At 71.8% G+C, this 20,723-nt stretch carries 17 protein-coding genes and 1 tRNA gene; 9 read left to right on the top strand and 9 right to left on the bottom strand.

Features of this window, described 5'->3' with window-relative positions:
• Positions 1–64: 64 nt before the first annotated feature.
• Complete coding sequence (locus tag ACSP97_RS10055) at positions 65–790, top strand: vWA domain-containing protein (RefSeq protein WP_355531264.1); 726 nt, start codon at positions 65–67, stop codon at positions 788–790.
• An 18-nt stretch (positions 791–808) separates the two neighbouring features.
• Here ACSP97_RS10055 and ACSP97_RS10050 read toward each other — a convergent pair whose 3' ends face one another.
• Both ACSP97_RS10050 and ACSP97_RS10045 read right to left on the bottom strand, forming a co-directional pair.
• Positions 809–1,690, bottom strand: coding sequence for a hypothetical protein (locus ACSP97_RS10050; protein ID WP_355143732.1), 882 nt, complete (start codon positions 1,688–1,690; stop codon positions 809–811).
• A 71-nt stretch (positions 1,691–1,761) separates the two neighbouring features.
• A complete protein-coding gene (locus tag ACSP97_RS10045; RefSeq protein ID WP_440557200.1) occupies positions 1,762–3,525 on the bottom strand; it encodes a glycoside hydrolase family 35 protein in 1,764 nt (587 codons plus the stop codon).
• A gap of 97 nt (positions 3,526–3,622) precedes the next feature.
• Between ACSP97_RS10045 and ACSP97_RS10040 the strand changes: the two genes are divergently transcribed.
• The 4 genes from ACSP97_RS10040 to ACSP97_RS10025 all read left to right on the top strand — a co-directional run bounded on the left by ACSP97_RS10040 (position 3,623) and on the right by ACSP97_RS10025 (position 8,575).
• A complete protein-coding gene (locus ACSP97_RS10040; protein WP_440557198.1) occupies positions 3,623–4,504 on the top strand; it encodes a helix-turn-helix domain-containing protein in 882 nt (293 codons plus the stop codon).
• Between the two features lie 124 nt (positions 4,505–4,628).
• On the top strand, positions 4,629–4,961 hold the full coding sequence (locus ACSP97_RS10035; protein ID WP_070028528.1) for a chorismate mutase: 333 nt from the start codon (positions 4,629–4,631) through the stop codon (positions 4,959–4,961).
• A gap of 87 nt (positions 4,962–5,048) precedes the next feature.
• Complete coding sequence (pepN, locus tag ACSP97_RS10030) at positions 5,049–7,643, top strand: aminopeptidase N (RefSeq protein WP_440557197.1); 2,595 nt, start codon at positions 5,049–5,051, stop codon at positions 7,641–7,643.
• Positions 7,644–7,750: 107 nt separating this feature from the next.
• Complete coding sequence (locus ACSP97_RS10025; protein WP_440557195.1) at positions 7,751–8,575, top strand: NAD(P)H-binding protein; 825 nt, start codon at positions 7,751–7,753, stop codon at positions 8,573–8,575.
• Here ACSP97_RS10025 and ACSP97_RS10020 read toward each other — a convergent pair.
• Entirely contained in the window at positions 8,532–9,113 is a 582-nt protein-coding gene (locus ACSP97_RS10020) for a GNAT family N-acetyltransferase (RefSeq protein WP_440557193.1), read from the bottom strand. The genes ACSP97_RS10025 and ACSP97_RS10020 overlap by 44 nt on opposite strands.
• Positions 9,114–9,291: 178 nt before the next feature.
• Between ACSP97_RS10020 and ACSP97_RS10015 the strand changes: the two genes are divergently transcribed.
• The 3 genes from ACSP97_RS10015 (at position 9,292) to pyk (ending at position 13,677) form a co-directional block, all read left to right on the top strand.
• Positions 9,292–10,650, top strand: coding sequence for a pyridoxal phosphate-dependent decarboxylase family protein (locus ACSP97_RS10015; RefSeq protein WP_440557191.1), 1,359 nt, complete (start codon positions 9,292–9,294; stop codon positions 10,648–10,650).
• Positions 10,647–12,083, top strand: a complete 1,437-nt coding sequence (locus tag ACSP97_RS10010; RefSeq protein ID WP_355143717.1) for a lysine N(6)-hydroxylase/L-ornithine N(5)-oxygenase family protein — start codon at positions 10,647–10,649, stop codon at positions 12,081–12,083. Before ACSP97_RS10015 ends, ACSP97_RS10010 begins: the two co-directional genes overlap by 4 nt.
• Positions 12,084–12,237: 154 nt before the next feature.
• On the top strand, positions 12,238–13,677 hold the full coding sequence (gene pyk, locus ACSP97_RS10005) for a pyruvate kinase (RefSeq protein ID WP_440557189.1): 1,440 nt from the start codon (positions 12,238–12,240) through the stop codon (positions 13,675–13,677).
• A 92-nt stretch (positions 13,678–13,769) separates the two neighbouring features.
• Here pyk and ACSP97_RS10000 read toward each other — a convergent pair.
• Positions 13,770–13,844, bottom strand: a tRNA-Leu gene (locus tag ACSP97_RS10000).
• Positions 13,845–13,944: 100 nt separating this feature from the next.
• On the opposite strand from ACSP97_RS10000, the gene ACSP97_RS09995 reads away from it, so the two are divergent.
• Positions 13,945–14,601 (top strand): ANTAR domain-containing response regulator, encoded by a 657-nt coding sequence (locus ACSP97_RS09995; RefSeq protein ID WP_070028521.1) that lies wholly within the window; start codon positions 13,945–13,947, stop codon positions 14,599–14,601.
• Between the two features lie 71 nt (positions 14,602–14,672).
• Here ACSP97_RS09995 and ACSP97_RS09990 read toward each other — a convergent pair whose 3' ends face one another.
• From ACSP97_RS09990 to ACSP97_RS09970, 5 genes are all read right to left on the bottom strand, one after another.
• Positions 14,673–15,389 (bottom strand): ABC transporter ATP-binding protein, encoded by a 717-nt coding sequence (locus tag ACSP97_RS09990; RefSeq protein ID WP_355143712.1) that lies wholly within the window; start codon positions 15,387–15,389, stop codon positions 14,673–14,675.
• Positions 15,386–16,228: an ABC transporter ATP-binding protein gene (locus tag ACSP97_RS09985; protein WP_355143710.1), complete on the bottom strand. Its 843-nt coding sequence runs from the start codon at positions 16,226–16,228 to the stop codon at positions 15,386–15,388. The genes ACSP97_RS09990 and ACSP97_RS09985 overlap by 4 nt, the downstream gene beginning before the upstream one ends.
• Positions 16,229–16,234: 6 nt before the next feature.
• Entirely contained in the window at positions 16,235–18,010 is a 1,776-nt protein-coding gene (locus tag ACSP97_RS09980) for a branched-chain amino acid ABC transporter permease (RefSeq protein WP_355323933.1), read from the bottom strand.
• Between the two features lie 5 nt (positions 18,011–18,015).
• On the bottom strand, positions 18,016–18,945 hold the full coding sequence (locus tag ACSP97_RS09975) for a branched-chain amino acid ABC transporter permease (protein WP_355143708.1): 930 nt from the start codon (positions 18,943–18,945) through the stop codon (positions 18,016–18,018).
• 107 nt (positions 18,946–19,052) lie between these two features.
• Entirely contained in the window at positions 19,053–20,276 is a 1,224-nt protein-coding gene (locus ACSP97_RS09970) for a branched-chain amino acid ABC transporter substrate-binding protein (RefSeq protein ID WP_355143706.1), read from the bottom strand.
• Positions 20,277–20,723 lie beyond the last annotated feature (447 nt).

The following is a 20,723-nucleotide window of genomic DNA, read 5'->3' as shown; positions in this document are numbered from 1 at the left end:
GGCGGAAGCAGCCGCTGCCCTTGATCCCTTAGGCTCGGGACCTCCGCAGAGCCCAAGGGGGGCCATGGCCGCGATCAGTCTGCGCAAGCTGGAGGAGACCGCGCCCGCGCTCGTCGACGCCTACCGGTCGGCCGGGGTCAGCCTGCGCAAGCACGGCCTGGACGGGCAGCGCGCCGCCGTCTACCTCGTCCTCGACTACTCCGGCTCGATGCGGCCGTACTACCAGGACGGCAGCGTGCAGGCGCTCGCCGACCGGGTGCTGGGGCTGTCCGCGCAACTGGACGACGACGGCCGGGTGCCGGTGGTGTTCTTCTCCACGGACATCGACGCCGTCACCGACATCCCCCTCGCCGGCCACCGAGGCAGCGTCGAGCGGATCGCCGCCGGGCTCGGCCACATGGGCAGGACCAGCTACCACCTGGCGATGGACGCCGTCATCGACCACTACCTGGACAGCGGCGCGACGGACCCCGCCCTGGTCGTCTTCCAGACCGACGGCGGCCCCGTCGACAAGCTCGCGGCCGAGCGCTACCTCTGCAAAGCCGCCAAGCTCCCCCTGTTCTGGCAGTTCATCGGCTTCGGCGACCCGGACGGCAAGCAGTTCGACTTCCTGCGCCGGCTGGACGAACTGCCGGTGCCGCACCGGCGGATCGTGGACAACGCCGGGTTCTTCCACGCGGGCGCCGACCCCCGGCGCGTCCCGGACGCCGAGCTGTACGACCGTCTCGTCGGCGAGTTCCCGTCCTGGCTGGCGGCCGCGCGCGCCGCGGGCGTCCTCCGCCCCTCCTGAACGCGTCGCCGGCCGGGATCAGGTGTCGCACTCCAGCACGGTGCGGCACAACCCGCACCGGGCCCGGACCCGCCCCCGCACCGGCAGCCTGATCCGCTGGTGGCAGGTCGGGCAGAGGAAGGAGACACGGAGGTCGCCGGAGGGCCCGGGGGCGAAGGAGTAGGGGCTGCCCGGCGGCGACGGCACGGCGTGGCGCCGGTCGTGGGCGTACCGGCGGCGGCCCGCCCAGCCCGCTCCCGTCAGCGGCGGCTGCTGCTCGTCCCGGCGCGCTTGGGCCAGGCCCTTGGTGTACGCGGTGTAGGCCTGCGCGCTGGTGAACCACACCGAGGGGTCCTCCTGGAACAGCAGGGACCGCTTGGCCAGCACGTAGCCGAACTCCTCCGGGGTGAGATAGCCCAGCTTCTGCGAGGAGACGCCGTCCTCCCGGTAGGCGTCCAGCAGCAGCCACCCCGCGCCCAGGTACGTCGTCACCGTGTCCGTGAGGATCTCGTTCTCCGCCGTCGTCGGGAAGGCGAGGTCGAGCCGGTGCAGATAGACGTGCGCCACCTCGTGGGCGAGCGCCGCCCCGATGTCCTCCCGGTGGGTGCGGAAACGGTCGTTCAGCTCCACGAAGTACTCGGGGCCCGCCGTCAGTTCGATGTTCGCCGCGTGGGTCATCTCCCGGAAGCAGACGATCAGCCGCGCGTCCGGCAGCCGGAAGTGCCGCACGATCTCCCGGGCCACCCGCTGCGCCCCCAGATGGAGGTCGTCGGTGTCGCAGAACGCCACGTCGGCGGGGACCACGCTGGTCGTGAACGTCTGCACGGTGGTCGGCGACAGCCGCCGGTACAGCGCGTTGATCGCGGCCCGCACCGTCTCCAGGTGCGGGAACCCGTGCTCCACCGGCCCGCCGTTCGCCACGTCGGCACCCCCAGAATGGCCCCCTGCGGGCCCTTCTCCAGGGTATGCGCCCAAGCGCCCCGCGCCCCCGCTCACACCGGCAGCAACCGCACCGCCCCCGCTTCTCCCCCCTGCGCGCCCTCCAGCTCCAGCACCCACACCTCGTTGGCCCCCTCGCGCAGCACAGGGCCGGGCACGTACAGCGACCGCTGCGGACCCACCGACCAGTAACGTCCCAGGCAGAAGCCGTTGACCCAGGCGAAGCCGCGCGTCAGGCCGGGCAGTTCCAGGCGCGCGTCGCCGGCCGTACCGGACACCGCGGCCGTGCCCCGGTACAGGCCGGGGCCGCCGTCCGCCGGGGGTGGCGCGCCGAACGGCACCGCCGACACGCCGTCCTCGAACGCGTCCAGGTCCAGTCCCCGCGCGCGCACCCCGTGCAGGTACTGCCGCTCGTGCAGCACGCCCCCGGTGATCCCCTTGGCCTCGCCGACCAGCGGTCCGTAGTTCACCCGGCCCAGGGACTCCACCCACAGCTCCACCCGCGCCGGACCCGCGACGGGGTCCTTCAGCCGCGGCCCCTCCTCGGTGAGCACCCCGGCCCGCTCGCCGTCGACGTACACCACGGCCAGGTCGCGCAGCCCCCGCACCGAGAGCGGATACGGCCGGCGCGGTCCGGGCACGTCCACCCGGTAGCGCACCAGGCCCCGGGTGACGCCCAGTTCCTCGAAGGAGGGCGGCCACAGGGAGCACGTCTCGGCGCCGCCCAGCGCCTCCAGGACGGCGTCGAGGGGAGCCCAGCCGGTGAGAAGGACATCGGCCGGGCGGTCCAGGGCGGCGGGCGGCGGCGGGAGTTCGGGCAGCGGGCCCGCCCGGTGCCCGGCCAGCACCTCGCGCAAGCGCCAGAACTTCTCGGTGGGGCGGCCGTACTCGTCCACGGGGGCGTCGTAGTCGTACGACGTCACATCCGGCAGCAGCGCGCCCTTGTGCAGTTCGCCGCCGCGGTTGGCGCCCGCCCAGCCGCCGAAACTGGTGCCGCCGTGCGCCATGTAGAGGTTCACCGAGGCGCCGCAGTCCAGGATCTCGCGCAGCGCCCGCGCGGCCTCGTCCGGGTCGCGTACGGCACGCTCGCCGGACCAGTGGTCGAACCAGCCGCACCAGAACTCCATGCACATCAGCGGCCCTCGGGGACGGTGCCGGCGCAGCGCGGCGAACGCCTCGCGCGCGTGGGAGCCGAAGTTCGCCGTGGCGAGCACCCCGGGCAGCGAGCCGCCGGTCAGCATGTGGTCCTCGGGGCCGTCCGAGGTGCACAGCGCGGCGGTGACGCCCTCCGCGCGCAGCAGCTCGGCCAGTTCGGCGAGGTAACCGGCGTCGGAGCCGTAGCTGCCGTACTCGTTCTCGACCTGCACCAGGATCACCGGGCCGCCGCGGTCGGCCTGCCGGGAGACGACCTCGGGCAGCAGCCGGCGCAGCCAGTCGCGGACCGGGGCGAGGTACCGCTCGTCCCGTGTGCGCACGCGCGCGCCCAGCCCGGCCGTCAGCCACGCGGGCAGCCCGCCGTTCTCCCACTCGGCGCAGATGTAGGGCCCCGGCCGCACGATCGCCCACAGGCCCGCCTCGCGTACCGCGTCCAGGAACCGGCCGACCGCCGCCACGTCCCGGTACCTCCCCGGAGCCGGCTCGTGCAGGTTCCACGGGACGTAGGTCTCCACGCAGTTCAGACCCATCGCCCGCAGCATCGCCAGGCGGTGCCGCCACTGGTCCTCGTGCACCCGGAAGTAGTGCAGCGCACCGGACAGCAGCCGCACCGGCCGCCCGTCCAGCAGGAAGTCGGTCTCGCCCACCGTGAACTCGCTCATGCACGCAGCCTCACCCCTTCCGGTGCCCCGCGCCATGGACGAAGATCGGCACCGCTTGGACAAAAACCGGCCGCCGCCGACGCCGGGAGGAGCGGGGATGTACCAGACCTGGATGCGGTTCTTCAGCCCCGGCCCGGCGCACCACCGCCTCGGCCTGGTCTGCCTCGGGGTGGGGCTCCAGCACGGCGCGCTGCCCACGGTCGGCCCGCGCACCCTCGACCACCACGTGGCCGTCGTGATCGGCTCCGGCGCCGGCTGGTACCGGGGCGCCGACGGCTGCCGTACGACGGTCACCGCGCCCGCGCTGCTCTGGCTCACCCCCGGAGTGCCCCACCACTACGCCCCCGACCCGGACACCGGCTGGGACGAGGGGTTCGTGGACTTCGCCGGGCCCGCCACCGCGACCTACACCGAACTCGGCTACATCGAGCCCGAGCGGCCCGTGGTGCCGCTGTCCGATGCCGCCGGGCCGCGCGCGGTCGTCGCCCGCATCGCCCGCGCCGCCCGCCGCGGCAACCCGCTGCTGGAGGTGGAGACCGGCGCCGCCGTGCACGAACTCCTCGTCGCGCTGCGCCGCGCCCGCGCCGACCTCGCCCCCGACGGCGACCAGGTCCTCCAGGCCCTCGCCCGGGACGCCTGCAGCCCGCTCAGCGTCGCCGACCACGCCGCCCGGCACGGCATGACCACCGCCGAACTGCGCGGCGCGGTCCGCCGGGCGGCCGGCTGCACCCCCAAGGACTATCTGCTCGGCATCCGGCTCGGCCGCGCCAAGGAGCTGCTCGCCGCCACCGAACTGCCCGTCGCCGCCGTCGCCCGCCGGGTCGGGTACGACGATCCCGCGTACTTCTCCCGGCTGTTCACCCGCCGTGTCGGCCTCGCCCCGGTCCGCTTCCGCGCCCAGCAGGGGCGCAGCGTCCCCGGCGGCTGGAGCGACCGGGTCCCCGACCCCGACGATCCCCCCAGGGTCGGCCCCGCCTGACCGAAGCCACCGCACCCCCGGTGACCAGCCGCGACGCCCCCGCTCCCGCCCGGCGGCCCGCCGCGCGATCCACTCCTCGGACACCATGTGAAACCGCCCCGCCGACCCCATACAGTGGGCGCCCATGACCACCAGCAACACGGGTACCGGTGCCGTGGACCCCGAGGTCCGTCAGGAACTGGAGCGGCTGCGCGACAGCATCGACAACATCGACGCGGCCGTCGTCCACATGCTCGCGGAGCGCTTCAAGGCCACGCAGCAGGTCGGCCGGCTCAAGGCGGTGCACCAGCTGCCGCCCGCCGACCCGGCCCGCGAGGCCCGGCAGATCGAACGGCTGCGCAGGCTCGCCGAGAGCGCCAAGCTCGACCCCGCGTTCGCCGAGAAGTTCCTGAACTTCATCATCGCCGAGGTGATCAGACACCACGAGCGCATCGCCGAGGACACCAACGGCAACTGAAACCGGTACAACGGTGAGCAAAACCGCGGTCCGGGCAATAGCCGTGTAACGCTCCCCCTCTGTGCGCTGTGGGTCCCATCAGGCAGCATGGCCTGCATGTCCGTACTCACGCGTGATGAAGCGCAGCTCCGAGCACAGTTCCTCGACGTCCACCGCTACACGGTCGAACTGGACCTCACCACCGGGGACGAGACCTTCGGCTCCCGCACGGTGATCCGGTTCACCGCACGGACCGCCGGGGACACGTTCGTCGAGGTGAAGCCCGCCGAGCTGCGCTCCGTCACGCTCGACGGACATCCCCTGGACCCGCGGTCGCTGCACGCGGACCGGCTGCCGCTGGAGAACCTCACCGCGGGCGAGCACGAACTGCGCGTCGACGCGGTCATGCGCTACTCGCGCACCGGTGAGGGCATGCACCGCTTCACCGACCCGAGCGACGGCGAGACGTACCTGTACACGCAGTTGTTCATGGACGACGTCCAGCGCATCTTCGCCGCCTTCGACCAGCCCGACCTGAAGGCCGTCTTCGAGATGCGGGTCAGGGCGCCCGAGGGCTGGAGCGTGCTCGCCAACGGCATCACCGAGCAGCGCGCCGACGGCGTCTGGGAGGCCGCGCCCACCCCGCCGATCTCCACCTACCTGGTCGCCGTCGCGGCCGGCCCTTGGCACTCGGTGCGCACCGAGCACCGCGGGCTGCCCTTCGGCATCCACTGCCGCCGCTCCCTCGCACCCCACCTGGACGCCGATGCCGAGGAGATCTTCGAGATCACCCGCGCCTGCTACGACCGCTACCACGAGAAGTTCGAGGAGCCGTACCCCTTCGACTCCTACGACCAGGCGTTCGTCCCCGAGTTCAACGCGGGCGCGATGGAGAACCCGGGCCTGGTCACCTTCCGCGACGAGTTCGTCTACCGCTCCGCCGTCACCGACACCGAGCGCCAGACCCGCGCCATGGTCATCGCGCACGAGATGGCCCACATGTGGTTCGGCGACCTGGTCACCCTCAAGTGGTGGGACGACATCTGGCTGAACGAGTCCTTCGCCGAGTACATGGGCTACCAGACCACGGCCGAGGCCACCCGCTTCACCGACCCCTGGACCGAGTTCGGCGTCACCCGCAAGGCCTGGGGCTACGAGGCCGACCAGCGTCCCACCACCCACCCGGTCGCCCCCGAGAACGTGGACGACACCGCCTCCGCCCTGCTCAACTTCGACGGCATCTCCTACGCCAAGGGCGCCTCCGCGCTGCGCCAGCTGGCCGCCTGGCTCGGCGAGAAGGCCTTCCTCGCCGGCATCAACACCCACTTCGCCCGGCACAAGTTCGGCAACGCCACCCTCGCCGACTTCATCGACTCCCTGGCCTCCGCCACCGAACGCGACGTACGCGCCTGGGCCGACAGCTGGCTGCGCACCACCGGCGTCGACACCCTGACCCCCGAGGTGCGGGCCGAGAACGGCCACGTGCACATCGACATCCGGCACCAGGGCAGCCCCGGTGTCTTCTCGGGGCCCGACCCGTCCCAGGACCGGGGCGAACTCCGGCACCTCTCCACCCTCACCCAGCCGGGAAGCAGCCGCCCGCACCGCATCACCGTCGGCATCTACGACCGCGACCTCCACGACGAGGGCAGGCTGACCCTGCGCAGGCGCGTCGAGGCGGACGTCCCCGCCACAGGTGTCGCCGGCCTGAGCATCCAGGGCCCGCGCCCCGCGCTGCTCCTGCCCAACGACGGCGACCTCACCTACGCCAAGATCCGCTTCGACGCCGAGTCCTTCGAGACGGTCCGCACCAGCCTGTCCGGGCTGCCCGACCCGCTCAGCCGGGCGATCGTGTGGAACTCCCTGCGGGACGCGGTGCGCGACGGCGAACTGGCGCCCATCGCCTACCTGGAGACCGCCCGCGTCCACCTGCCGCGCGAGACCGACCTGGCCGTCGCGCAGGGCGTGCTCGCCTTCGCCACCGGCCAGATCGCCGACCGGTACCTGCCGGCCGAACAGCGCCCGGCCGCCCTGGCCACCCTCACCGCCCTCTGCCGCGACCTGCTGCGGCGCACCGAGGACGGCGACCACCCCGGCCTGCGGCTGATCGCCGTGCGCCATCTGATCAACGTGGCCGCGCACCCGGACACCATCGCCGCCTGGCTCGCCGACGGCACGGTGCCCGGCGGCCCGGAGCTGGACCCCGAGCTGCGCTGGCGCATCCTCGCCCGGCTCGCCGTGCTCGGCGCCACCGACGAGGCCGCCATCGCCGCCGAACTGGCCCGCGACCCCAGCGCCACCGGCCAGGAGGGCGCCGCCCGCTGCCGTGCCGCGCTGCCCGACGCGGAGGCCAAGCGCGCCGCCTGGGCCGCGATGTTCACCGGCGACGAGCTGTCCAACTACCTGTTCACGGCCACCGCGCAGGGCTTCTGGCAGCCCGAACAGGCCGAGCTGGTGCGCGAGTACGTGCCGCGCTTCTACGAGGACGCGGTCCCGCTCGCCGCCCGCCGCGGCCCCGCCATCGCGGCCGCCGCCGGCCGCTACTGCTTCCCGGCCCACTTCGTCGACGCCGGGCACCTGCGGCTGGGCGAGGCCTGCCTGGACGGCACCGACCTCACCCCGGCCCTGCGCCGGGGCATCGCCGACCAGCTGGACGACCTGGCCCGCGCCCTGCGGGTGCGCGAGGGCAAGAAGGAGCAGTAGGCCGCAGGGCGTAGGGCGCGGCTCGTCCTCGCCGACGATGCGGCGCCCCTTCCCCCTCCCTAGGCTCGGTGCACCGTAACGATCGACCGAGCCCTGGAGGCCACATCGTGATCGCAGTGACCGGCGCGACCGGAAACGTCGGCCGTGCCCTGGTGGACCGGCTCCTCGCCGCGGGGGAGCCGGTACGGGCGCTCACCCGCGACCCGGAGCAGGCCGCCCTGCCCGAGCGGGCCGAGGTGGTGCGGTTGCGCACGGAGGAGCCCGCCGCCCTGTTCGACGGGGTGACGAAGCTCTTCCTCTACGCCCAGGCCGTCACCCCGCAGCTGCTGGCGGCGGCCCGCGCGCACGGCGTCCGGCACGCCGTCCTGCTGTCCAGCGGCATCATCGCGGACGGCGCCGACGAGACCCACCCGATCCACGTCCTGCACGCCACCGCCGAGCGGCACATCCGCGAGAGCGGGCTGGAGTGGACCTTCCTGCGGCCCAACGCGTTCGCCACCAACGCCCTCCAGTGGGCGCCGCAGATCCGCGCCGGCGACACCGTGCGGGGCGTCTACGCGGGCGCGCGGACCGCGCCGATCCACGAGGACGACATCGCGGCCGTCGCCGAACGCGTCCTGCTGGACGACGGCCACGAGGGCGCCGTGCACCGCATGACCGGCCCGGCGGCGACGACCAACGCCGGCCAGGTCGAGGCGATCGGCGCCGCCGTCGGCCGTGACCTGACCTTCGTGGAGGTCGACCCGGAGCACGCGGGCCCCGAGCTGTTCCCGCACGTGCCCCCGCAGATGCTCGGGCGGCTGCTCGCGACCTTCCGGGAGTCCGTGGGCGTGTCCCCGGAGATCACCTCCACCGTCGAGCGGATCACCGGAACCCCGGCCCGCCCCTTCAGCCGGTGGGCCGAGGACCACGCGAAGGACTTCGGCGCGTAGCCGCGTCCCGCCGCAGCACCGCCCGCCGAACGCCCCCCTCCCGCGGCCCCGTCCGCCGGTTCGCGCCGGTCGGGCGGGGCTCCGGGTCCAGGGCGAACCCGAGCCGTTCCAGGAAGCGTTCGCCGGGCCGCCAGCCGGGCGGCACCGTCGCCGTCACCTCGGCGGCGTCCCCGGCCCGGGACAGCAGGGCCTCGGCCAGGGCGCGGCCGAGGCCCCGCCTGCGCGCCCAGGGAGCCAGCAGGAAGAGGCCGACGGCGACGGCGCCCGGCCGCGGATGGTCGCGCACCGCGTCCACCACGCCCGCGACCACCCCGTCCCGCTCCAGGACCAGCAGCACCTTGTCGTCCGGGTGCGCGCCCTCGGGCAGGGCGTAGAACAGGCTCTGCACGTCGCCCGGGGCCGACGGCAGGCCCGTGGCCGCCGTGAACCAGTCCTCGCACTCCTCGAACAACCGCAGCAGCGGCGCCTCGTCCGCGGGGCCCAGCTCACGCACCAGCACCCGCTCGCCGGGCACGTCGATCATCCACGTGTCCACCATCCGGCCGACGGTAGCGACGCGCGCCCCCACCCGCATCCCCGTTCCGACAAGTTTTCCCCGTACGGCAGTACCCACTTCCGGTTTTGCTCGTTGGGCATTCGGGACACACGACCCTCTTCCCGTACCACCCGGAGTCCACGCGGCGCCCCCCGGCGGCCCCGCGAGCGGAGGCCAGCCCATGCCGATCGAGCCCCTCGCCTCGGGTCCCCACGGCCCCGACGCCCTCCGGCCGCTCCTCGACACCGTGTTGGAGGCGCTCGCGCAGGGCCGGCGGGCCCGCGGCGGCCCGCTGCCCGCGGGCGGGCCGCGGGCCGTCGCCCGGCGGGTCGCCGACGCGCTCGGGGAGGCACTGCCCGAGGAGGGCGACCCGGACGGCCTGCGCGTACTGGTGGCGGCCCTCGCCGAGGGGGCCGCCGACCCCGCCGATCCGCTGTGCGCCGGCCATCTGCACTGCCCGCCGCTCGCCGTGGCCACCGCCGCCGACCTCGCCGTCAGCGCCCTCAACCCCTCCCTGGACTCCTGGGACCAGGCCCCCGCCGCCGCCACCCTGGAAGCCGTCGTCGCCGGAGCCCTCGCGCGAACGGTCGGCCTGGCCGACGCGCTGGTCACCACCGGCGGCACCGAGTCCAACCAACTCGCCCTGCTGCTCGCCCGCGAGGCGTACGGCGGCAGCGTCCGCCTCGTCTGCGCCGCGTCCGCCCACCACTCGCTGGCCCGCGGCGCCTGGCTGCTCGGCCTGCCCGACCCGGTCGTCGTCCCGGCGCCCGGCGGCACCCTCGACCCGGCCGCCCTCGACGCCGCCCTCACCGACCTCTCCGGCCCCCTGCTGGTCGCGGCCACCGCCGGCACCACCGACGCCGGGCTGATCGACCCGCTGCCCGAGATCGCCGCCCTGTGCGCCGCCCACGGCGCCCGGCTGCACATCGACGCCGCCTACGGGGGCGGACTGCTCTTCAGCGACCGGCACCGGGCCCGGCTCGCCGGGCTCGACGCCGCCCACACCGTCACCCTCGACCTGCACAAACTCGGCTGGCAGCCGGTCGCCGCGGGCCTGCTCGCCGTCGCCGACCCGGGCGAACTCGCCGTGCTCCACCACCGCGCCGGCTACCTGAACGCCGACGACGACACCGAGGCCGGCTTCCCCGACCTGCTCGGCCGCTCCCTGCGCACCACCCGCCGCCCCGACATCCTCAAGGCCGCCGTCACCCTCAGAACCCTCGGCCGCCGCGGACTCGGCGCCCTGGTCGACCAGGTCTGCGACCGGGCACACGAGTTCGCCGCGCTGGTGCGGGCCCACCCCGGCTTCGAGCTGTACGACACCCCTGCCATCAGCACGGTCCTGTTCCGCCCCGTCGACGCCGACGACGCCACCGTGGCCGCCGCCCGCCGGAACCTGCTGCACGAGGGCCGGGCCGTGCTCGGCCGCGCCCGGCTCGACGGCCGCCTCTGGCTCAAGGCCACCCTCCTCAACCCCCACACCCGCCCCGACGACCTGGCCCACCTGTTGAAACTCGTCGAAGGAAGCACCCCCGGATGACCCCCACCACCGCTCCCCGGACCACTCTCGCCCCGCGCCGCGACCCCGACGCCCCCCGCGACCTGGTCGGCATCGGCATCGGCCCCTGCAACCTCTCCCTCGCCGCCCTCGCCCAGCCCCTGCCCGAACTCGACGCCGTCTTCTACGAACAGCGGCCCGGCTTCAGCTGGCACCCCGGCCTGCTCATCGAGGGCTCCACCATCCAGGTGCCCTTCCTCGCCGACCTGGTCACCCTCGCCGACCCCACCAGCCGCTGGAGCTTCCTCAACTACCTCAGAACCCGTGAGCGGCTGTTCCCCTTCTACTTCTCGGAGCACTTCCACATCCAGCGCGCCGAATACGACGCCTACTGCCGCTGGGTCGCCGAGCACCTGCCCGGACTGCGCTTCGGCCACCAGGTGGACGCGGTGCGCTGGAACGCCGGACGGGGCCTGTTCGAGGTCGACTTCACCCAGCTGGACGCCGACGGCGAGGCCGACGCCCTCGGCCGCGCCTACACCCGCAACGTCGTCCTCGGCGTCGGCACCGTCCCCTATGTGCCCGCGCCCCTCAAGCCCATGGTCGACGCCCCCGGCCTGCCCGTCGTGCACGCCGCCGACTACCTCGACCACCGCGACGCCGTGCTCGCCGCGGGCCACATCACCGTCGTCGGCTCCGGGCAGTCCGGCGCCGAGATCTTCCTCGACCTGCTGCGCCACCGCCCGGTCGGCGAGGAGCGGCTGCACTGGATCGGCCGCAGCGCCGCGTTCGCGCCGATGGAGTACTCCAAGCTCGGCCTGGAACACTTCACCCCCGACTACACGCGCTACTTCCACGCCCTCGCCGAACCGGTGCGCGACCGGCTCGTCACCGACCAGTGGCAGCTGCACAAGGCCGTCGACGCCGGCACCCTCGCCGCCATCCACGACGAGCTGTACCGGCGCACCCTGAGCGGCGGCTGGCCCGACGCCGTGCTCACCCCCGGGGTGCGGGTACGCACCGCGGGCCGGATCGCCAACAGCAAGATCGAACTCCATCTGGAGCACCTCCAGGAGGGCAGCCGCTCCCGGCTCGCCACCGACGCCGTCGTCCTCGCCACCGGCTACCGCCAGCGCCCCGTCGACCGTCTGCTCGCCGCCCTCGACCCGTACGTCCGCCGCGACGACAGCGAGCGCCCGCTCATCGACGCGGACTTCCGCCTCGCCCTGGACCCCGCGGTGACCGGCTCCGTCTACGTCCAGAACGCCGAGCTGCACACGCACGGCGTCGGCGCCCCCGACCTCGGCCTGGCCGCCTGGCGGGGCGCCACCATTCTCAACTCGCTGACCGGAAAGGAACCCTATCCGCTGCCGTCCCGTACGGCTTTCACCACCTTCGGGCTGCGGGAATCGCATTCCGCCGTCCCGCAGGCCCGGCATGCGCCCCAACTCACCCCGCTGGCCGAGGAGGGATAAGACATCGGCCCGCCGGTTTCGAGCCACCCGGAAATTGCTCATCGGAGCGGCCGTCCGCACAATTCAACACTTGTCAATGAGGCTTCACCTAAAGGTTGTTGAGTGGTCATGCGGTCCGGAATCCCTACCGGCGGGTAAGTCATAGGCTCGAACCATGCGCCGAGCAAAGATCGTTTGTACATTGGGGCCCGCCACCGACTCGTACGCCCAGATCAAGGCACTGGTCGAGGCCGGAATGGACGTCGCCCGCTTCAACCTCAGCCACGGCACTCGCGCCGAACACGAGGAGCGTTACCAGCGCGTGCGCAAGGCTGCCGACGAAACCGGCCGCAGCGTCGGAATCCTCGCCGACCTTCAAGGTCCGAAGATCCGCCTCGGCCGTTTCGAGGAGGGCCCGGTACTGCTTGAACGCGGTGACGTCTTCACCATCACCGTCGAGGACGGCGTGGCCGGCGACCGCCACCGGTGCGGCACCACCTACGCCGGCCTCGCCGGCGACGTCGCCCCCGGCGAGCGCGTTTTGGTGGACGACGGCCGGGTCTGCCTGGAGGTCACCGCCGTCGACGGCCCCCGGGTGCACACCCGGGTCGTCGAGGGTGGCATGGTCTCCGACCACAAGGGCCTGAACCTGCCCGGCGTCGCCGTCTCGGTGCCCGCCCTCTCCGAGAAGGACGAGGAGGACCTGCGCTGGGCGCTGCACACCGGCTTCGACATCGTCGCCCTCTCCTTCGTGCGCAGCGGCGACGACGCCCGCGTGGTGCGGCGCATCATGGCCGAGGAGGGCCGCCGCCTCCCGGTGATCGCCAAGATCGAGAAGCCGCAGGCGGTGGCGAACCTGGACGACATCGTGGCCGCGTTCGACGGGCTGATGGTCGCGCGCGGCGACCTCGGCGTGGAGATGCCGCTGGAGCAGGTGCCGATCGTCCAGAAGCGCGCCATCAAGCTCGCCCGGCGCAACGCCAAGCCGGTCATCGTCGCCACCCAGATGCTCGACTCCATGGTGGACAACTCCCGCCCGACCCGTGCCGAGGCCTCCGACGTGGCCAACGCGGTCCTCGACGGCACCGACGCGGTGATGCTGTCCGGCGAGACCAGCGTCGGCAAGTACCCGGTCGAGACCGTCCGCACCATGGCGAAGATCGTCACGGCGGCGGAGGAGGACATGCTGGCCAAGGGGCTGCCGCCGCTGACCGAGCGGAACAAGCCCCGCACCCAGGGCGGCGCGGTCGCCCGGGCCGCCGCCGAGATGGGCGACTTCCTCGGCGCCAAGTTCCTCGTCGCCTTCACCCAGTCCGGGGACACCGCCCGCCGGCTGTCCCGCTACCGGTCGCCGATCCCGCTGCTCGCCTTCACCCCCGAGCCGGCCACCCGCTCCCAGCTCAGCCTCACCTGGGGCGCCGAGACCTTCCTCGGCCCGCACGTCGACTCCACCGACGCCATGGTCGACCAGGTGGACGAACTGCTGCTGAAGTACGGCCGCTGCGCGAAGGGCGACGTCGTGGTGATCACGGCCGGCTCCCCGCCCGGGGTCTCCGGCTCCACCAACCTGGTCCGGGTCCACCACATCGGCGAGGACGACAGCCCGGACGAATGAGCCGGGCCCGGAACGCGAAAAGGGCCCCTTTTCGAAGGGGCCCGCAGAAATCGGTGATCACCGAACCGGTGACCTTGGAATACAAGGAAAAGTGCCCCGGGTCGGACTCGAACCGACACTGTACGGGTTTTGAATCCGTTGCCTGCTGCCAATTGGGCTACCGGGGCTCGCAGAATCCAAGGTTTCCCCCGACCCTCCGCGCGTCCACCATACCGTAGCTAGGTAGGCTCTTGTCAGCAGTACCCCTGCCCTGAACGAGGAGCCCCCGTGACCGCCGAGTCGCCCCAGCCCGTAGACGCGCCCGACGACGACAAGTCGCACGTGCCTCCGCTGACGACCCGTGTCGTCATCGCCGAGGACGAGGCCCTGATCCGTCTCGACCTCAAGGAGATGCTGGAGGAGGAGGGCTACAGCGTCGTCGGCGAGGCCGGCGACGGCGAGCAGGCCGTCGAGCTGGCCCGCGAGCACCGCCCCGACCTGGTCATCCTCGATGTGAAGATGCCCAAGCTGGACGGCATCTCCGCGGCCGAGAAGATCGCCGAGGAGTCGATCGCGCCGGTCCTGATGCTCACCGCCTTCTCCCAGCGCGACCTGGTCGAGCGGGCCCGGGACGCCGGTGCGATGGCCTACCTGGTCAAGCCCTTCAGCAAGAGCGACGTGGTGCCGGCGATCGAGATGGCCGTCTCCCGCTTCACCGAGCTGAAGCAGCTGGAGCAGGAGGTCGCCGACCTCACCCAGCGCCTGGAGACCCGCAAGCTGGTCGACCGCGCCAAGTCGGTCCTGCAGACCGAGTACGGCCTGACCGAGCCGGCCGCCTTCCGCTGGATCCAGAAGACCTCCATGGACCGCCGCATGTCGATGCAGCAGGTCGCCGAGGCCGTGATCGCGGACAACGAGGAGAAGAAGGCCGCGAAGAAGGACTGAGCCGCCCTCGCGTACGACGATGCCCGCGCCCCCCTTGCCGGGGGCGCGGGCATCGTCGTGGAGCTGCGGTGTCAGTCCTCGCCGAGGTAGGCCTTGCGGACCGACTCGTCGTGCAGCAGGTCCTGCCCGCTGCCCGACAGCACGATCGAGCCGACCTCCATCACATGGCCCTGGTCGGCGAGCGAGAGCGCGGCCTGCGCGTTCTGCTCGACCAGCAGGATCGTGGTGCCCTGGGACTTCAGCTCGGCGATCGTCGCCATGATCTTCTGCATCATGATCGGCGACAGACCCATGGACGGCTCGTCCAGCATCAGCAGCTTGGGACGGGACATCAGCGCCCGGCCCATCGCCAGCATCTGCTGCTCACCGCCCGACAGGGTGCCCGCGGCCTGCTTGCGCCGCTCGCCCAGGATCGGGAAGAGGTCGTAGGCCCGCTGGATGTCCTGCTCGATGCCGTCCTTGTCCTTGCGCAGGAACGCCCCGAGCTGGAGGTTCTCGGCGATGCTCAGCCGCGGGAAGATGTGCCGGCCCTCGGGGGAGTGGGCGAGCCCGAGGGCGACGATCTTGTGCGCCGGGACGCCGGCGAGCGGCTTGCCGTCGAAGAGGATCTGCCCGCCGACCGGCTTGAGCAGACCGGACAGGGTGCGCAGGGTGGTCGTCTTGCCGGCGCCGTTGGTGCCGATGAGGGTCACGACCTGGCCGGCCTCGACGCTGAACGAGATGCCCTTGACGGCCTCGATCTTGCCGTAGGCGACCCTGAGGTCCTCGACCTGGAGCAGTGCGGTCACCGGGCCTCCCCCTCCGTGCTGTCGGCGGTCTCGGCCGCCTCGACCTCCGCGGCCTCCGCCGCGCCCGGCTCGCCCTCGAAGGGCTCGCCCAGATAGGCGGCGACGACCCGCTCGTCGGCCTGGACGACGTCGGAGGTGCCCTCGACCAGCTTCTCGCCCTGCACGAGCACGGCGACGCGGTCGCACAGGTTGAAGATGAACCGCATGTCGTGCTCGATGACGAGGACGGCGATGCCCTTGTCCCGGATGGCGAAGACCAGTTCCTCGGTGGTCCGGGTCTCCTGCGGGTTCATGCCGGCCGTCGGCTCGTCCAGGAGCAGCAGCCCCGGCTCGCTGGCCAGGGCCCGCGCGATCTCCAGCTTGCGCTGCTCGCCGTAGGGCAGATTGCGCGCCAGGTGGTCGCGCTTGCCGGCGAGGCCGACGAACTCCAGGAGTTCCATCGCCCGCTCCTCGGACTCCCGTTCGGCCTTGCGGAAGCCGGGGCCGCGCAGCAGCGCCGACCACAGGCCCTCCTTGGTCCGCGTGTGGCGGCCCACGAGGACGTTCTCCAGCACGGTCATGTTGGCGAAGAGCCGGATGTTCTGGAAGGTGCGGGCGATGCCCGCCTGCGTCACCAGGTGCGGCTTGGGCGGCAGCACCTTGCCCTGGTAGGCGACCGTGCCCTCGGTGGGGACGTACAGGCCGGTGAGGCAGTTGAAGAAGGTGGTCTTGCCGGCGCCGTTCGGCCCGATCAGGCCGACGATCTCGCCGCTGTTGACCGTGAAGTCCACGGACCTGACGGCGGTCAGGCCGCCGAACCGCATGGTGACGTCACGGGCTTCGAGTACAGGTGTCGTCATGGTTCCTTACGCCCCTGCCTTGGTGACGGTCGCCCCGTCGGACAGCGTCGTCTGTGCCGGTACGTCGAGCTGGCCGGTCTCGTGGAACTCCAGTTTCTGGCGGCGGTTGGCGATGATGCCCTCCGGCCGGAACCGCATGAGCAGGATCAACGCCACGCCGAACGCGAGGAGTTCGTAGTTCTGCAGGAACTGGAGCTTCTCCGGGACCAGGTACAGGACGCTCGCGCCGAGCAGCGGGCCGCTGACGGTGCCCATGCCGCCGAGGACGACGGCGGCCAGCAGGAAGGCCGAGTTGGGCGGGGCGGCGCCGGCGAACTGGTACGGCTGCGGGTTGACGCTGTAGTTCACGTGCGCCATCACGGTGCCGGCCAGGCCCGCGAGGGAGGCGCCGAGCGCGAACGCGATCAGCTTGACCCGGAAGCCGTTGATGCCCATGGCGGTCGCCGCGGTCTCGTCCTCGCGGATGGCGATCCAGGAGCGGCCGATGCGGGAGTCGGCGGCGCGGGTGAAGACGAGCACCACGATGGCCGTCACGATCAGCATCAGGAACAGGTAGTTGGCGAACCGGCCCAGGGTGAATCCGGCGATCTGGTGCTGGTCGCCGAGGTGGAACCCGAAGATGCTCAGGTCCGGGATCTGCGTGATGCCGTTGGGGCCGCGGGTGATGTCCGGTCCGGAGTCGCCGTCCAGGTTGTTGACGGCGATACGGAAGATCTCACCGAAGCCGAGGGTGACGATGGCCAGGTAGTCGCCGCGCAGCCGCAGGGTCGGGGCGCCGATGAGCACACCGAAGACCAGTGAGGCGGCCATGCCGGTGAGGGCCGCGGCCCAGAACGGGAAGTGCACCCCGGAGAAGCGGGAGTACTCCGAGCCGGAGACCAGGGCGGCCGCGTAGGCGCCGACGCCGAGGAAGGCGACGTAGCCGAGGTCGAGCAGACCGGTCAGGCCGACCACGATGTTCAGGCCCAGGGCGACCGTGGCGAAGATCAGGATGTTGACGCCGATGTTGGCGTTGTGGTCGTCGCTCTGGGTGAAGGGGAAGATCACGGCGGCGACGAAGGCGAGCGTGGCCGCGAAGCCCTTGTGCCGCGCGGAGAGGGCGGAGTAGCGGTCGACGAGCCCGGCGTGGAGGAGACCCCAGGAGGCGAAGACGAGCACGAGCAGGAAGCCGATGAAGGTCTCGCTGTCGTCGTCGTTGATGCCGATGCCGTAGGTGAAGACCACCAGCGCGAGGGCGGTGCCGACGGTGATCACGGCGCGTTCGACGAGCCCGGAGCGCGTGCCCGCGCGCGGCTGGTCGGGCTTGGTGAAGTAGCCGCGCACACCGGTGCCGGGGGCCGGGTGGGGCAGGGCGAGGGCGCCGACGACGGGCAGGGCCGAGGCGGCCATGGCCACCCAGGCGCCGGGGTCGAGGTTGACCAGGCCGCCGAGGTCGACCGCGATGGCGATGCCGGTGAACCAGCAGACGGTGAACGCGGACAGGGCGACCAGGAAGACGGGGCTGGTGGCGCCCGCGGGGTTCAGCCGGTCGAGCCCCTTCACCCGCCACAGGCTCAGCCCGTACAGCAGGGTGAGGGCGCCGGCGACCAGGGCGAGGATCTGGAGTCCGGCCGGGTAGCCGTAGATCGTCAGGTTGCCGGGGAAGTCGGGGGTCCAGGTCCAGCTCATGAACGCGCTGGCGATGGTGCCGACGGCGCCGATCGGGACGAGCAGCCGGGCGGCGGCCGGCGGGAGGGGTATCGGGCCGCGGTCGGCCCGGCCCGGGGTGATGGTGTCGGTCATGGTGCTCACGCCCTGTCCGCGACGCGTTCGCCGAGCAGGCCCTGTGGCCTGAAGAGGAGTACGAGGATGAGGAGGACGAAGGCCCACACCGCGGCCCAGCCCTGGCCGCCGAGCTGCTGCATGCCGGGGATGTTCGCGATGTAGGCGGTGGCCATGGCCTCGGCGAGGCCGAGGACGAGACCGCCGAGCATGGCGCCGTAGATGTTGCCGATGCCGCCGAGGACGGCCGCGGTGAACGCCTTCAGACCGGCGATGAAGCCCATGTCGTAGGAGACCGAGCCGTACTTGAGGCCGTACGCGGTGCCCGCGACCGCCGCGAACAGGCCGCCGATGGCGAAGGCGACGACGATGATGCGGTTGGTGTCGATGCCCATCAGCTGGGCGGTGTCCGGGTCCTGCGCGGTGGCCTGCATGGCGCGTCCGGTGCGCGACAGCCGCACGAAGAAGGCCAGGACCGCCATGCACACGGGGGCGGCGACGATCAGGAAGACGTCGCCGCTCTGGATGGTGATCGAGCCCAGGTGGTAGGGCCCGAACGGGAGCTGGGGGAAGACCCGGGCGGTCTTGGCGTTCGGGTAGAGGTTGAAGACGAGCTGCTGGAGCGCGAGCGAGAGGCCGATGGCCGTGATCAGTGGTGCGAGGCGTGGCGCCCCGCGCAGTGGCCGGTAGGCGAAGCGTTCGGCGCCGACGGCGATGAGGACGGCGACCAGGGCGCCGCCGACGAGCATCGCCGGCAGGGCTATCCACATGGATATGCCGTCCGGGAGGGCGAGATAGACCGTGAGGGCGCCGAAGCCTCCCGTCATGAAGATCTCGCCGTGAGCGAAGTTGATGAGCTGGACGATGCCGTACACCATCGTGTACCCGATGGCGATCAGGCCGTACATCGAGCCGAGGAACAGCCCGTTGGCCAGCTGCTGCGGCAGGGTGTTCACCGCATGGCCTCCATGTGGTGGGGAGAGTCAAGGTGGCGGTAGAGGGCGGGCCGCGCGGTGACGGTGGTCGGTGCCGCGCGGCCCTGGTGCTGCGGTGTGCTTTGGGACTACTTCGGGTTGGCCGTACCGCTCTTGACGGACTTCCACGCTCCGCCGACGACCTGATAGACGGTCAGCTGCTTGTTCGTGGTGTCGCCGAACTCGTCGAACGAGATCTTGCCGGAGATGCCGTCGAAGCTGTTGTGCTGGACGGCGTCGACGACCTTGGCGCGGGCGTCGTCCGGGATCTTGCCGTCCTTCACGACCTGGCCGACGGCCTTGATGATCGCGGTGGTGGCGTCGTAGGAGTACGAGCCGTACGTGCCGTAGTCGCCCGGGTACTTCTTGGCCTTGTAGGTGGCCACGAAGTCCTTGGCGGCGGGCAGGGTGTCGACGGGGACGCCGATGGAGGTCACCAGGTCGCCCTCGGCGGCCTTGCCGGCGGTCTTGATGTAGGTCGGGGTGAACATGCCGTCACCGCCGAACAGCGGGATCTTGGCGCCGGCGTCCTTGAGCTGCTTGGTCAGCACCTGGGACTCGTCGTACTGGCCGCCGTAGTAGAGCAGGTCCGCGCCGGAGTTCTTGATCTTGGTGACGAGCGTGGAGAAGTCGCGGTCGCCCACGCTGACGTGGTCGGTGCCGATGACCTGGCCGCCCTGCTTGACGAACTGCTCCTTGAAGATCTTGGAGAGGCCCGCGCCGTAGGTCTGCTTGTCGTCGACGACGAACGCCTTCTTCTTGTGCAGGCCGTTGTAGGCGTAGTCCGCGGCGAACGCGCCCTGGAGGGCGTCGGTGGTCGCGGTGCGGAAGTAGGTCTTGAACGGACGGACCTTCTTGGTCTGCCAGTTCTTGCCCTGGGTCAGCTCCGGGGCGGTGTTGGACGGGGAGATCTGCACCAGGTTGGCGGTGTCGAGCACCTGCTGCATCTGTGTGGCCACACCGGAGTTGAGCGGGCCGACCACGCCGAGGACGTCCTTCTCGGCGACCAGCTGGGTGGCGTTCTGCTGGCCGGTGGCGGGGATCGCCTTGTCGTCCAGCGCCTTGACCTTGAAGGTCACGCCCGGGACCGTCTTGTTCTTGTTCGCGTCGTCCACCGCGATCTGGGCGCCGTACTGGATGCCGAGGCCCGTCGCGGAGTTCTGGCCGGTCAGCGGCGCGTCCACGCCGATGGTGACCGTCACGTTGCCGCTGTCGCCGCCCTTGCTGTCGTTGTTGCGGGAGCCGCAGGCGGTGAGAGTCAGAGCTCCGGTCGTCAGCACGGAGGTAAGAATCACCAGAGAACGCTGTCGCACAATCGATCCTTTCCGCGGGCATGAGCGGTCCCTTCGAGGGACGGCGAAGTGCCGCGTCGGTACCGAACTCCCGTTGGAGCGGTGACTGGCCGTGACTCTAAGCCCGCTATGGAGACATGAGCATCGCCGTGCGCATGCTTGTGACTTTCTTGTTATGACGGGATGGACGGATGAGTTCCGGCGGGGATGGTCTCGGCCGTTTTGGCGGAGTTTCCCCGAGGTCCACATTTTGAGAATGCGCACTTCCGGTTGGCCGTCGGCCCGCAGGCCCGGCACCTCGGGGTCGTGGGGGCCTGGCGCGGCCCGGAAAGATCACTCAGGGGTCCGTCCGGGCGGCGGAAGTACGGATGCTTATTGCATCCGTGTTACGGAGTGTTACAGGCGAAAAGAAAGGTGCGCCATACAGGAATTCCAGGCGGCCGGACACCGACATATCCGCACTGATCC

The organism is Streptomyces sp. SCPE 10, assembly GCF_051980735.1.
Taxonomy (GTDB): domain Bacteria; phylum Actinomycetota; class Actinomycetes; order Streptomycetales; family Streptomycetaceae; genus Streptomyces; species Streptomyces misionensis.
The sequence above is the reverse complement of the archived record's forward strand: the minus strand, read 5'-3'. Positions and strand labels throughout refer to the sequence as shown.